This is a genomic window from Phytomonospora sp. NPDC050363 (genome assembly GCF_040655735.1).
Classification (GTDB): Bacteria; Actinomycetota; Actinomycetes; order Mycobacteriales; family Micromonosporaceae; genus Phytomonospora.
On sequence record NZ_JBFAKK010000006.1, the window covers coordinates 161,874 to 175,529 of the forward strand.

Sequence of the window (13,656 nt, forward strand, 5' to 3'; positions counted from 1 at the left end):
AGGGATGGTTCGGGCTCCGTACGTGCACATACCCGTACAGGGCCTGGACTTCGAAGTCCGCTTACACGCATCGGGTCACCTCCTCACCACTCACGCGCGTCGGTACGCACGAAGTTAAGACCATGGAGGGCCGCTTGGCAAGCCGGTTTGCGGAAGGATTGGCGGGGTGACTTATACCGGAGACGTGCGCCCCGGCGGGCCCCCCGCGACCCGCGACCTCGACGGCCTCTCGATCACCAAGATCTCGGTGGGGCCGATGGACAACAACGCCTACCTGCTGCGGTGTCATCGCACCGGCGACCAGTTGATGATCGACGCGGCGGCCGATGCCGAGCGCCTGTTCGGGGTGATCGGGGCGGCGGGGTTGTCGACGATCGTGACCACGCACCGGCATGCCGACCACTGGCAGGCGCTGTCGGAGTTGCTGCGGGCCACGGGGGCGGTGTCGTTCGCGCACGAGGCCGACGCGGAGCACATTCCGGAGGTGGACCGGATGCTCGCCGATGGGGACACGATCGCCTGCGGGCGGGTGGCGCTGGAGGTCGTGCACCTCGTCGGGCACACGCCGGGGTCGATCGCACTGCTATATGAGGACCGCGCGGGTGTGCCGCACGTGTTCACCGGGGACTCTCTCTTTCCCGGGGGCGTCGGCAAGACCGCGGGGCGGGCCGACTTCGACTCGCTGTTCGCCGACGTGCGCTCGAAGCTCTTCGACCGGCTTCCCGACGAGACGTGGGTCTATCCCGGACATGGGCGCGACACGACGCTGGGCGCCGAGCGGCCCGCGCTGGCGGAGTGGTTCGAGCGCGGCTGGTGACCCGCGTCTGTGGCGCGCGCCACGCCGGGAGCGCCCGTCCGTCCACCCGCGACACGCTCCGGGTTCACCGCGAAGCCGTCATTTTGACGTCTTCGCAGCTCAAAACCGCATGGGCGGGTGGGCGCGGGGGTGGCGGCGGCCCCAAATCACCCGGCCCGCCGCGATCAATCGACCGAGGGTAAGGAACCATAGACGACATGGCCCTTCGTTCCGACCTACGTAATGTCGCGATCATCGCGCACGTCGACCACGGCAAGACCACCCTCGTCGACGCCATGCTGAAGCAAGGCGGCGCCTTCAGGCAGGGCGCGAACGTCGACGACCGGGTGATGGACTCGATGGACCTGGAACGTGAAAAGGGCATCACCATCCTCGCCAAGAACACCGGCGTGCACTACCTCAACGCCGCGGGCGAGTCGATCACGATCAACATCATCGACACCCCCGGCCACGCCGACTTCGGCGGAGAGGTCGAGCGCGGTCTGACCATGGTCGACGGCGTGGTACTGCTCGTCGACGCCTCCGAGGGCCCGCTGCCGCAGACGCGGTTCGTGCTCCGCAAGGCGCTCGCGGCGAAGCTCCCGATCGTCCTGGTCATCAACAAGGTCGACCGCTCCGACGCGCGCATCAAGGAGGTCGTCGACGAGACCTACGAGCTCTTCCTCGACCTCGACGCCGACGAGTCGCAGATCGACTTCCCCATCGTCTACGCCTGCGCGCGCGACGGCATCGCCACCCTGGAGATGCCCGCCGACGGCACCGTCCCGACCGACAGCACCAGCCTGGAGCCGCTGTTCCACACGCTGCTGGACACCGTCCCGGCCCCCTCCTTCGACGAGGGGGCGCCGCTCCAGGCGCACGTGACGAACCTCGACGCCTCGCCGTTCCTCGGCCGCCTGGCGCTGTGCCGGGTCCACCAGGGCACGATCAAGAAGGGCCAGACGGTCGCCTGGTGCCGCACCGACGGCACCGTCGAGCGCACCCGCGTCGTCGAGCTGCTGATGACCGACGGTCTCGAGCGCAAGCCCGCGACCGAGGCCGGGCCCGGCGACATCATCGCCGTCGCCGGCTTCCCCAACATCATGATCGGCGAGACCCTCGCCGACGTCGAGAACCCGGTGGCGCTTCCGCTCATCACCGTCGACGAGCCCGCCATCTCGATGACCCTGGGCACCAACACCTCGCCGCTGACCGGCCGGGTCAAGGGCTCCAAGGTCACCGCGCGCATGGTGAAGGACCGTCTCGACAAGGAACTCGTCGGCAACGTCTCGCTGCGGATCCTCGACACCGAGCGCCCCGACGCGTGGGAGGTCCAGGGCCGAGGCGAACTCGCCCTGGCGATCCTGGTCGAGCAGATGCGTCGCGAGTCCTTCGAACTGACCGTCGGCAAGCCGCAGGTGGTCACCAAGGACATCAACGGCAAGCGTCACGAGCCCGTCGAGCGTTTGACCATCGACTCCCCCGAGGAGTACCTCGGCGCGATCACGCAGCTCCTGGCGACCCGCAAGGGCCGCATGGAGCAGCTGGTCAACCACGGCACCGGCTGGATCCGGATGGAGTGGCTGGTCCCCGCGCGCGGGCTGATCGGCTTCCGCACGGAGTTCCTGACCGAGACGCGCGGCACGGGCATCGCCCACCACGTGTTCGAGAGCTACGAGCCGTGGTTCGGCGAGCTGCGCACGCGCCAGAACGGTTCGCTGGTCTCCGACCGTACGGGTGTGGCGACGACCTACGCGATGTTCAACCTCCAGGAGCGCGGTTCGCTGTTCGTCGAGCCGGGCACCGAGGTCTACGAGGGCATGCTGGTCGGTGAGAACTCCCGTGAAGACGACATGGACGTCAACATCACCAAGGAGAAGAAGCTCACCAACGTGCGCTCGGCGACCAGTGAGGTCCTCGAGCGGCTGATCCCGCCGCGCCGGCTGTCGCTGGAGCAGGCGCTGGAGTTCTGCCGCGAGGACGAGTGCGTCGAGGTGACCCCCGAGGCGATCCGGATCCGCAAGGTGATCCTGGACGCCGCGCAGCGGGGCCGGGCGCGCCGCCTGGGTTCGCGCTAGATCGACCTTTGACAGGGCCGCCACGGTTTCCGTGGCGGCCCTTTTCGCGTGCGCTCAGCCGTGGCGGTGGTCGAGGATCGCCTGCCCGATGATCCTGCGCTCGGGGTCGATGCGGTCGAAGCCGTCCTCGACGTTCCACAGCGCGTCCTGGAGCACGCGGCCGAGGGTCCAGCCGGCCGCGCGGTCCCGGTCGAGGCCGAGGCCGTCGGTCATCCGGTCGAAGCGACGCAAGGCGGCCTTGGCGGGGTCGCCGGTGGCCACCATCTCCTCCCAGCGGTTGCTCAGAGCCGGGAGCAGGTCGAAGCCGACGTCGCCGGCGAGCGGCTTGGGGTCGATGGCCAGCCACGCCTCGCGCCCGGAGCCGGGCAGCGGGGCGAGGACGTTCTGGTAGTGCAGGTCCCAGTGCAGGAGCCGGTCGCCCGACTCGCCGACGAGTTCGGCGACGGCGGCCGCGCCGGCCGCGACGAGCGCGCGCTCGTCGGGGTCGGCGAGCGCGGGGAGCGCGGCCGGGACGTCGGCGAGCATCTGGCCGGCGATGTCGGACAGGCGGCGCAGTCCGGGCGGGGCCGGGGCGGAGGTGAGCCTCGCGAGCAGGCCGGTGACGATGTCGAGGGCTTCTTCGTCGTCGAGGACGAGGAGGTCGCGGGAGGCGTCGAGCGCTTCGAGAAGGAGGGCACCGGTAGCGGGGTCCTCATCGAGGAGGCGCACCGATCCGTCGCCGTTCCAGATCCGCAGGCCGACGGCCTCGCCGACGGTCTCGTCGTCGACGGGCTGGAGTTTGAGCATGGCAGGGACGCCGTCGGCGCGTTCGACGGGCACGACCAGCGAACCCATTCCGGCCATGGGGACCCCGGTCTGCCGCAGGTCCCACTCCCCGGCGTACCGGTCGATCTGGTCGGGCAGGGAGGCGAGCCATCCCCGGCCCTCCTCGTCACGTCCGCGGGTATCGAGGAGGGTCGGGGGGATCGTCAGTTCCGGCATCGGTCCATGATCGGGTGCGATCAGCCTTTGGCGCCAACGCTTTCCGCTTCCCGCACGGCCGGTCGCGACAGCTTCTCGCCCTCGACGTCCACATTGGGCAGGAGCCGGTCGAGCGGGCGCGGCAGCCACCAGGCGGACCGGCCGAGGAGCGCCATGACCGCCGGGACGATGGTCATGCGCACCACGAACGCGTCGACGAGGACACCGAAGGCCAGCGCGAAGCCGATGGAGCGGATGAGCGACTCGTCGGCGAAGATGAAGCCGCCGAAGACGCTGATCATGATGACCGCGGCGGCGACCACGACCCTGGCGCCATGCCGGAAGCCGGTCACGATCGCCTCCTTCGGCGGCGCGCCGTGCACGAAGTCCTCGCGCATGCGGGTCACCAGGAACACCTGGTAGTCCATGGCCAGTCCGAAGAGGATGCCGATGAGCAGGATCGGCAGGAGGCTCATGATCGGGCCGGGTTCGTCGACGCCGAACAGGAAGTCGAGCCAGCCCCACTGGAAGACCGCGACGACGGCGCCGAAGGTCGCCACCACGCTCAGCAGGAAGCCGAGAGTCGCCTTGAGCGGGACGAGGATCGAGCGGAACACCAGCATCAGCAGCAGAAAGGCCAGACCGACGACGATGGCGAGGTAGGGCAGCATCGCGTCGAACATCTTCTGGCTGACGTCGATGTTCATCGCGGTGAGGCCGGTGACCGAGACCTCGGCGCCGGTGCTGTCGTGGAGCTGCGCCTGCAGGTCGCGGATGGAGTGGACCAGGTCCGTGGTGGCCTGGTCGGTGGGGCCGCTGGCGGGGATGACGGTCAGCAGCGAGGTCGTCCCGTCGGGGGCCGGGGTGGGCGGCAGGACGGTGATGTTCTCGCCCAGTCCGGTGATGCGCTCGCCGATCTGCGCGGCGGCCGCGGCGGGGTCGGAGCTTCCCGACCCGTCGACGACGACGGTCAGCGGGCCGTTCACGCCGGGACCGAAGCCCTCGGAGATCGAGTCGTAGGCCTTGCGCTGCGTGGTGTCGGAGGCGGCCATGCCGTCGTCGGGGAGGCCGAGGCGCAGGTCGAGCGCGGGGACCGCGATGGCGCCCAGGCCGAGCAGCGCCACGATGAGGACGGGGACGCGGAAGCGGACCACGAAACGCGCCCACTTCTCCCCCATCGGCACGCGAGTGCGGGTGTCGGTCCCCTTGCGGTCGCGGCGGCCGAGAACACGGCGTCCGGCGAACCCGAGCAGCGCCGGAAGCAGGGTCAGGGCGACCAGGACGGCGATCGCGACGGTCGCGGCGGCCGCCAGGCCCATCGCCATGAGCAGCGGGATGCCGATCACCGACAGTCCGGCCAGGGCGATGATCACGGTGAGCCCGGCGAACACGACGGCCGAGCCCGCCGTGCCCACGGCGTGGCCGGCGGCCTCCTCGCCGTTTCCGCGCACCTTGAGTTCGTGGCGGTAGCGGGACACGATGAACAGCGCGTAGTCGATGCCGACGGCCAGGCCCAGCATCAGCGCCAGGATCGTGGTGTTGGAGTTGAGGTCGATGAAGCCCGAGGCCGTGGTGATGCCGGCGATGCCGACACCGACGCCGATGAGGGCGGTCAGCAGCGGAAGACCGGCGGCGATGAGCGCACCGAAGGTGATCACCAGAACCAGCGCCGCGATGCCCACACCGATGACCTCGGTGATGCCGGTCTGCGGCATCCCCTGCAGCGCGTCCCCGCCGAACTCGACGGTCAGGCCGGCGTCGGTCGCGGCCGTGGCGCTCGACTTGAGCGCGTCACGGTCGTCGTCGGTGAGGTCGAAGCCCTGCACCTCGTAGGTGACCTGGGAGTAGGCGTAGTGGCCGTCGGGCGAGACGGCACCGACGGTGAAGGGGTCGGTCGCCTGCGCGACCTTCCCGAGATCGTTGAGCTCGGCGACCGTGGCGGCGATGGCCGCCTGGCCCGCGGGGTCCTCGGTGAGGTTCGTCCCCTCAGGTGCGGCGAACACCACGCGTGCCGTGGCCCCGCCGGCGTTGGCCTGCGGGAAGGTTTCGGCGAGGTGGTCGAGGGCCTCCTGCGACTCGGTGCCCGGAATGCTCACCGAGCTCGTCGTCTTCCCGGCGAGCGTGGCCGCGCCCAGTCCGGCGAGCGCCAGAACAGCGAGCCAGACGAGCAGCACGAGACCGCGCCGGCGGAAGGAGAACCGGCCGAGCCGGTAGAGGACTGTGGCCACGGACAACGCTCCAGCCTGTGCGAGGGCACCCCCGACAGGCGCCATGATCATCAAAAACGCTAGCCGATCGGCAAGGCGACGCCAAGCCGATCGGCTAGTGAGTAGCCTTACAATCGGCAAGGTGTAACCTTGCCGAACGACAGGCCGGCGAGACAGCGCGCCGACGCGGCGGCAGGGCAGAAATGAGCACCATGACCAGCGAGAACACCCGTACGCGACTGCTCGCCGCGGCGCGGCACCTCTTCGCGCTGCAGAGCTTCGCCGGCACCTCGCTGCAGATGATCGCCGACCGGCTCGGGGTCACCAAGGCGGCCGTATATCACCACTTCAAGACCCGCGACGAGATCCTCGAAGCCGTCCTCGAACCCGCCCTCGACGAGATGCGCGCGCTCATCGCCGACGCCGAGGCCCAGCGCGGCTTCACCGCCCGCGCCGACCGGATGCTCACCGGCTTCGTCGAACTGACCGTGCGCCACCGCGACCTGATCCTGCTGCTGGCCAACGATCCCGGCGTCGGCAACGCGCTGCGCTCCAGCGAGGACGTCGCCGACCTCCTCGCCCGCCCCGCCGACCTGCTCGCCCGCGACCGGCTCGATCCGGCCGACCGCGTCCGCGCCAGCGTCGCCCTGGCCGGCATCGCCACGTCCGCGGGCTCAGTGCTGCTCACCGACGTCGACGACGAGACGCTGCGCGCCACCCTGATCGACACCGGGCGGCGCATACTCGGACTGCGGCGCCGACCGGCGCACTGATCCACTGTCGCAATCAGACGGTATGGTCGGCGCCATGGCCGCGAACGATGCTTTCCAGGCGCTCGAACCCGCTATCTCCGCGCTCCCGGGGACGGTCTCCGTCTGGTGCGGGCGACTGGAGGGCGAACCCGCCTACACCCGGCTCGCCGATGAACCCCACTACCCGGCGAGCACGATGAAGGTCGGCGTGATGGCGGCGGCCTACCGGCTGGCCGACGCGCGGGAACTGGACCTGGACGCGCCGATCGACGTGCACTCCGACTTCGCCAGCCAGTCCCCCAAGGGCGGCCGCTTCGAGATGACCGAGTCCTACGACAGCGACCTCGCCGTGTGGGCCAAGCGCGGGTCGACGGCCCCCCTGCGGTGGCTGCTGCGGAGAATGATCGTGCGCTCGTCGAACCTGGCGACGAACCTCGCGCTGGAGGCCGTCGGGTACGACGCGGCCGACGCTCTGTGGGAGACCGTCGGCGCCACGGGCAGCCGTACGCGCCGGGGCATGGAGGACTTCGCCGCACGCGACGCCGGTGTCGACAACGTCATCACCGCCGGAGACCTGGCGGTGCTGTTTCGGGCCATCGCGAACGGGACGGCCGCCTCGGAGCGCTCGTCGCTGGAGATGATCGACGTCCTGCGGGCGCAGGAGTTCCAGGTGGACCTGGCACGCGGTCTGCCCGAGGGAACGCCGACGGCGCTCAAGAACGGCTGGATCGACGGGATCCGGCACTCCACGGCGATCATCTACCCCGACGACGCCCCGGCCTACATCCTGTCGGTGTGCGTCACGAGCCCCGCGGCGCACTCGCAGCGCGGCGAGGACGAGGCCTGCGCGCTGCTGGCGACGATCGCGGCGACCAGCTGGGAGGCACGGCACAGCCTTTAGGGCTCGGCGCCTCCTTCAACGCGGGCCGCCGTCGCCTTCGGTCATCTGGGTCACACCATGTTCCGGACAGAGGCGGCGGTCCGCATTCTTATGCACATGCACACTTTCGCTTCCTATGACGGCACCGAGATCGCCTACCGGCGCTCCGGTGACGGACCACCGCTGATCGTCGCGCCCGGCGGCCCCGCACGGGCCTCGGAATACCTCGGGGACCTCGGCGGGCTCGACCGGACCCGCGAGCTGATCATCTTCGACAACCGGGGTACCGGCGCCTCGCAGATCCCGGCCGACCCGGCCACCTATCGCATCGACCACCTCGTCGAAGACGTCGAGGCCCTGCGCGAGCACCTCGGCTTCGAGACCATCGACCTGCTCGGCCACTCCGCCGGTGGCGGGATCGGGCAGCTCTACGCGGCGACCCACCCGAAGCGGCTGCGCAAACTGGTCCTGGCCACCCCGTCGCTGGCCGCCGGCGGGCTGCCGTCGAACCTCGACGACGCCGTGACCATCGCCGAGCGCGCCGGCGAGCCGTGGCACGCCGAGGCCGTCGCCGCCCACCAGGCGGTGCTGGCCGCCGAGACCTGGGACGAGAGCGAAAGGCACCGCTACGGCATGGCGCCCCTGCTCTACGGACGCTGGGACGCCGTCGCGCAGGCTCACGCCGCCGCCGACCCGCGCCAGCGATCGAAAGAGGGCACCTTGGGGATGTACGCCGGGCTCGAACCCGACACCGCGGCGATTCACGCGGCCTTCGCCGAGCTGGACGCGCCGGTGCTGGTGCTGGCCGGGGAGCACGACATCTGGCCGACCCGCTTCGCCGCCGCCGAGGCCGCGAAGCTGTTCAAGCACGGGGAACTGGCGATCATCCCCGGCGGCGGCCACTACCCGTGGCTCGACGACGCCGAAGCGTTCACCGGCGCCGTCGAGTCCTTCCTGGCGGCCTGACTAGGCGTTCGGCGCCAGTTCGGTTCCGGCGCCCCGGCGGCGGATGCGGATCTGCTCGCGCTGCGCGGGAAGAGTCGTCTCCTCGGCGCCCTCGACGCTGAAACCGGCGTCGGCGATCATCTTCAGGTCGTCGGCGCCGGCCTGTCCCTCACTGGTGAGGTAGTCGCCGAGGAAGATCGAGTTGACGATGTGCAGCGCCATCGGCTGGAGCGTGCGCAGGTGCAGTTCGCGACCGGCGGCCAAGCGCACTTCCCGGTCGGGGCAGGCGAAGCGGACCATCGCGAGGATCCGCAGGCACCGCTGCGGGGTCAGGCCCCAGGTCCCCTCCAGCGGCGTGCCCTCGAAGGGGATGAGGAAGTTGACCGGCACGGAGTCGCTCTCCAGCTCCCGCAGCGCCAGCGCCACGTCGACGAGGTCGGCGTCGGTCTCCCCCATCCCGGCGATCAGCCCCGAGCACGGCGAAAGCCCGGCGGTGCGGGCCTTGCCGACGGTGTCGACGCGGTCGGCGAAGTCGTGGGTCGTGCAGATCTCGCCGTACTGCCCCTCGCTGGTGTTGAGGTTGTGGTTGTAGGCGTCCACTCCGTGGTCGCGCAGCCGCTCGGCCTGGCCGTCGGAGAGGAAACCGAGGCAGGCGCACACCTCCACCTGCGGGTTCTCCTCGCGGATCGCCGCGATGGTCTTGCCCACGCGGTCGACGTCGCGGTCGGTAGGGCCGCGCCCGCTGGCGACCAGGCAGACGCGCTTGGCGCCGCCGGACACGCCCGCCGCCGCGGCCTTGGCGGCGTCCTCGGGCGAGAGCCACGTGTACTTCAGGATCTCCGTCTTCGACCCGAGCCGCTGCGAGCAGTAGCCGCAGTCCTCCGGGCACAGGCCGCTCTTGAGGTTGACCAGGTAGTTGAGCTTGACCCGGTCGCCGAAGTGTCGGCGGCGCAGCCTTGCGGCGGCGGCGACCACGTCGAGGAGATCGGAGTCGGACGTGGCGAGGACGGCGAGGAGGTCCTCCCGCGCCGGCTCGCGTCCGGACAGTCCACTGTCGACGAGCGAGTCCAGTAGGGCACGGGTGTCTGTGGCAGTCATGCGACAGATAATGCCAGCACCGTCACGCAACGCGTTTGGAGGTTCCCTCCAAAGGAATTCATGGAATGTCTTCAGGTGATCTTCCGTTTCCGGGCACCTTCGGGATATGGTCCCTGGCATGCCGATCGCCGAGATCTCCACGCGCATCGCGAGGATCCCGCTCCACACTCCATTCGTGACCGCGCTGCGCACCGCGAGCCACGTCGAGTCCGTCGTCGTGACGGTCACCGACGGCGAAGGCAACACCGGCGTCGGCGAGGCACCCCAGGTGTGGCGCGTGACCGGCGAGTCCCTGGCGGGGGCGCAGGCCTGCGTCGACGGGCCGCTGCGTGACGCGATCCTCGGCGCAGACCCCGACGACCTCAACGCCCTGCTCGACCGCGTCGAGACGGCGGTGGTCGGCAACCACGGCGCCAAGGCCGCCGTCGACGTCGCCCTCCACGACCTCGCCGCCCAGCGCCTCGGGGTCACCCTCGCCCGCTACCTCGGCGGGTCGGAGACAACGGTCGCCACCGACGTGACCCTCTCCGCGGCCGGCACCGACGCCCTCGTGGCCGCCGCGACCCAGCGGGTCACCGAGGGCTTCACGGTCCTCAAGATCAAGGTCGGCGCCGACCCGGCCGGCGACATCGCGCGCATCAAGGCCGTCCGCACGGCCGTCGGCGACGAGATCGGCCTGCGGCTGGACGCCAATCAGGGCTGGAACGCCAAGCAGGCCGTGCACATCGTCGGCCGCTTCGAGGACGCCGGGCTCGGCATCGAGTTCGTCGAGCAGCCCACGCCCGCCCACGACCTCGACGCGCTCGCCTACGTCACGGCCCGCACGCTCACGCCGATCATGGCCGACGAGTCCGTGTACGGCGTGCGCGACCTCGTCGAGGTGATCCGCCGCAGGGCCGCCGACATGGTGAACGTGAAACTCGCCAAGTGCGGCGGCATCCGCGCCGCCCGGACGCTCTTCGGGCTGGCCCGCGCCCACGACATGGGCACCATCGTCGGTTCGATGATGGAGAGCCACATCGGCGTGGCCGCGGCGGCGTCCCTCGTCGCCGCCTTCGGGACCACCGCCGTCAGCGACCTCGACGCCGCGTGGTGGCTCACCGCGCCGCCGCTGACCTACGCCGAGGGCCGTATCGTATTGCCGTCCGGAGCGGGACTCGGTGTCACCGTTGACATCGAGAGCAAGGCCGGTTAACCGTTTCGTCACGACTCGCTTTCATTCTGGCGCGGCGTGGTGCGAAACCTGATCGGGTTCCGTATCGTTCGTGCGAGCAATCCGCCGCATAGTCGGCACGAACCAAGGGGAGGGAATGTGACCGTCGAGATCGGACAGTCCGCTGTCGTCTCGGTCGCCACCGCAACGCTGTGGGCTTCACCCCAGGAGCCCGACGAGATCACCGCGCCCGCCCTGCGCGTTCCTTCCGGTGTTCGCGAGTGGGTCGCGGCCATGGGCCGTGACCTGCGCGTCAACGGCCTGGGCGACAAGACCCTCAGTCAGCTGCTGTTCAACGACGAGGTCATCGTCGACGAGATCGAGGGCGACTGGGCCAAGGTCGTCGTGCCGGGGCAGCCCGCCGCCAAGCTCGGCGAGCGCGGTTACCCGGGCTGGATCCCCCTCGCACAGCTGGCGGCCCCGCCCGAGGCCGACGGTGAGGACTACATCGTCGACGCCACGGCCACGGCGCTGCGCGACGAGCCCGACGGTGACGTGACCGTGCCGGGCATCATCCTCAGCACCCGGCTGCGCAAGGTCGGCACGCCCTACCGGGGCTGGATCCCGGTGGCCGTGCCCGGCCAGAAGGACCCCGCGTGGGTCCGCGGTCACGACCTCTCGTCGGCAGACCGCACGCAGGCCGTCGACGGGCAGGCGGTCCTGACCGTCGCCGCCCGCCTTCTGGAAGTGCCCTACGTCTGGGGTGGACTGTCGGCTTACGGTGTCGACTGCTCCGGCCTGGTGCACCTCGTGTACCGGTACCTGGGGGTGACCGTCCCGCGCGACGCCGACGACCAGTCGGACGGCTCCACGGCCGTCGACCCCGCCGACGCCGCGCCGGGAGACCTGTACTTCTTCGCCAAGGACGGGCGCAACATCCACCACGTCGGCCTCGTCGGCGTGCCCGACGACAACGGCGACCCGACCATCCTGCACGCCTCCGGCGTGTACGGGAAGGTCGTGCACGAGACCTTCACCGGCGACCGCAGGGCGACGCTCATCGGCGCCGGATCCGTGCCGCTGCCGACGGGGGTCGGCGCAGTGGGGGACGGTGCCGAGGTGGGGACGACGGCCGGTTGACGGTGACTCGCTCGGGAGTGGTTTGAGCGGGGTTTGAGCGTGGTTTGAAAGTGCTTGAGAGTGGTCCGGCGGCGGCTTGACGGTCGGCGGGTCACCTGAGAGTGGCCGGCCGGCGGAAGTCGGCGGCGTGACGTGGCCCGGCCCGGGAGGTGAATCCTGGGCCGGGCCATTTGCGCACGTTGTGGGGTGGGTTGTGGGGGTGGGTTGTGGCGCGGCAGTGCGAATCCGTCGGCGAGGAGTGTGCGGCCGACCAAGCGCCCGGGCGAGCCCGTCGGGCATCGGTGGCCGAGGCGGACGGATAACGCGGCTCGCGGGTCCGGAGGATCGGAGCGCTCCGCACGCCGAGAGTGGCGGGGCGGTGGCGGTGGGGCGGGGCGGCCGTTGCGGTGGGGCGGTGGCCTCACGCCTCACACCGAAAGCGCGCGCCGGTGTGCCGTGTGCAGGCCACCGACTGACGGGGCCAGTCGGCTACCCCGAGATAGCACCACCGGTGACGAGCCCGCACGCGGCAGAACACAGAACAGCCCATGCTCCGGCTCCGGCTCCGGCTCCGGCTCCGGCTCCGGCGGATCAGGATCTCTCAGCGCGGTCGGAGGGCGGTCTCTGCCGACTCCGGGTGACGGTAAGGGGAGCCCTTCCTTGCCTGAGGTCATGCGGCGTGTCGGCACGGACCAACGTCTTCCGGGCTGGCAGGTTGAGGGCGGGCGGCCCGGACGACACGTCCGGGCGAACTCCGGCCCTCGCGGCAACGAGAGGCAAGGACAACGGCACGCCTCATCACTGACAGCGAACGCGCGCAAGTCCGCTGGCCCCAGGCCCGGAGCCAGCGGTGGCGGGCGGGGCTGGAGGGCAAGCCATGCGCACGGGACGGGCGGTCTGGGCGGGCGGCGGCGCGGGGCGGCCCGGGCGCGGCGGGCACGCAATCCCCTCCCCCACCGCACGGGGCACTTGCGCTCGTTGTCCGCGGCACCACCACGGGACGGTTTCGCTCGCCGCCCGCGGAGCGAACCTGGCCTGTGCGCAGGTCAGCGAGCAGCGAGGTGCAGCTTCATTCCACACGGCTCGGCGGCTGCCTGACGGATCTGCCAGGCTAAATGATGTCGCGGGGCTTTCCTCCGCCTCCAACCTGGCCCAACTGTTCAGCGGCCACCATGCTGGCACCCGTGCGTGCCACAGCCCTCACAGAGGCGGCACCGCCCGGCTAGCTTGGCTGGCTTTGCCTCGGCGGCGCAACGCAGGGCAGTCGCGGCGTGCGCAAGCCCAGCAGGTCTTCCACCCGTCCCCCTCGGCGGCGCCACTGTTCAGCGCGCCCGAATGAGGGCGGGACAGGGGGCGGGGGCGGGGCCGGTCCCGACGCCCTCGGGTTCCGTGCCGTGGTCGCGCAGACCGACGGGACCGTGCGGCAGGGCCTGGCGAGCGAGTCCGGAGGTGGGGAACCTCGACGGCTCAGGCGGGAAGCGGGCCACGCAACGCGCCCACTTCTCCCCCATCGACACGCGGGGGCGGGTGTCGGTCCGTCGAGCCGGCCCTCCCAGGGACAGCCACAGCGTTGGCCGAGGCGCCAGCGGCCGGGCTGGTGTCCGGGCTTGCCCCGGCTGGCCCAGCCGGCCCGCCGCATCGGCCCCTCGGCTGCGCCGGGCGGAACCC

At 70.8% G+C, this 13,656-nt stretch carries 10 protein-coding genes; 7 read left to right on the top strand and 3 right to left on the bottom strand.

Annotated features, from left to right (window positions below; genetic code table 11):
• The first annotated feature begins 166 nt into the window (after positions 1-166).
• Both AB0I28_RS18075 and typA read left to right on the top strand, forming a co-directional pair.
• Positions 167-817, top strand: coding sequence for an MBL fold metallo-hydrolase (locus tag AB0I28_RS18075; protein ID WP_357494560.1), 651 nt, complete (start codon positions 167-169; stop codon positions 815-817).
• A 197-nt stretch (positions 818-1,014) separates the two neighbouring features.
• The gene (typA, locus tag AB0I28_RS18080; RefSeq protein ID WP_357494562.1) at positions 1,015-2,874 is read left to right on the top strand and encodes a translational GTPase TypA; all 1,860 of its coding nucleotides are present in this window, start codon (positions 1,015-1,017) and stop codon (positions 2,872-2,874) included.
• A gap of 54 nt (positions 2,875-2,928) precedes the next feature.
• On the opposite strand, the gene AB0I28_RS18085 is transcribed toward typA, so the two are convergent.
• Positions 2,929-3,855 (bottom strand): aminoglycoside phosphotransferase family protein, encoded by a 927-nt coding sequence (locus tag AB0I28_RS18085; protein WP_357494564.1) that lies wholly within the window; start codon positions 3,853-3,855, stop codon positions 2,929-2,931.
• A gap of 20 nt (positions 3,856-3,875) precedes the next feature.
• A complete protein-coding gene (locus tag AB0I28_RS18090; protein ID WP_357494566.1) occupies positions 3,876-6,062 on the bottom strand; it encodes an MMPL family transporter in 2,187 nt (728 codons plus the stop codon).
• Positions 6,063-6,253: 191 nt separating this feature from the next.
• Between AB0I28_RS18090 and AB0I28_RS18095 the strand changes: the two genes are divergently transcribed.
• The 3 genes from AB0I28_RS18095 (at position 6,254) to AB0I28_RS18105 (ending at position 8,639) form a co-directional block, all read left to right on the top strand.
• A complete protein-coding gene (locus AB0I28_RS18095) occupies positions 6,254-6,814 on the top strand; it encodes a helix-turn-helix domain-containing protein (RefSeq protein WP_357494568.1) in 561 nt (186 codons plus the stop codon).
• 34 nt (positions 6,815-6,848) lie between these two features.
• Positions 6,849-7,694: a serine hydrolase gene (locus tag AB0I28_RS18100; protein WP_357494570.1), complete on the top strand. Its 846-nt coding sequence runs from the start codon at positions 6,849-6,851 to the stop codon at positions 7,692-7,694.
• Positions 7,695-7,790: 96 nt separating this feature from the next.
• Entirely contained in the window at positions 7,791-8,639 is an 849-nt protein-coding gene (locus AB0I28_RS18105; protein WP_357494572.1) for an alpha/beta hydrolase, read from the top strand.
• On the opposite strand, the gene bioB is transcribed toward AB0I28_RS18105, so the two are convergent.
• Positions 8,640-9,716: a biotin synthase BioB gene (gene bioB / locus AB0I28_RS18110; RefSeq protein WP_357494574.1), complete on the bottom strand. Its 1,077-nt coding sequence runs from the start codon at positions 9,714-9,716 to the stop codon at positions 8,640-8,642.
• Positions 9,717-9,834: 118 nt separating this feature from the next.
• Between bioB and AB0I28_RS18115 the strand changes: the two genes are divergently transcribed.
• The gene (locus AB0I28_RS18115) at positions 9,835-10,911 is read left to right on the top strand and encodes a dipeptide epimerase (protein ID WP_357494576.1); all 1,077 of its coding nucleotides are present in this window, start codon (positions 9,835-9,837) and stop codon (positions 10,909-10,911) included.
• 117 nt (positions 10,912-11,028) lie between these two features.
• On the top strand, positions 11,029-12,009 hold the full coding sequence (locus tag AB0I28_RS18120; protein ID WP_357494578.1) for an NlpC/P60 family protein: 981 nt from the start codon (positions 11,029-11,031) through the stop codon (positions 12,007-12,009).
• Positions 12,010-13,656: the final 1,647 nt, after the last annotated feature.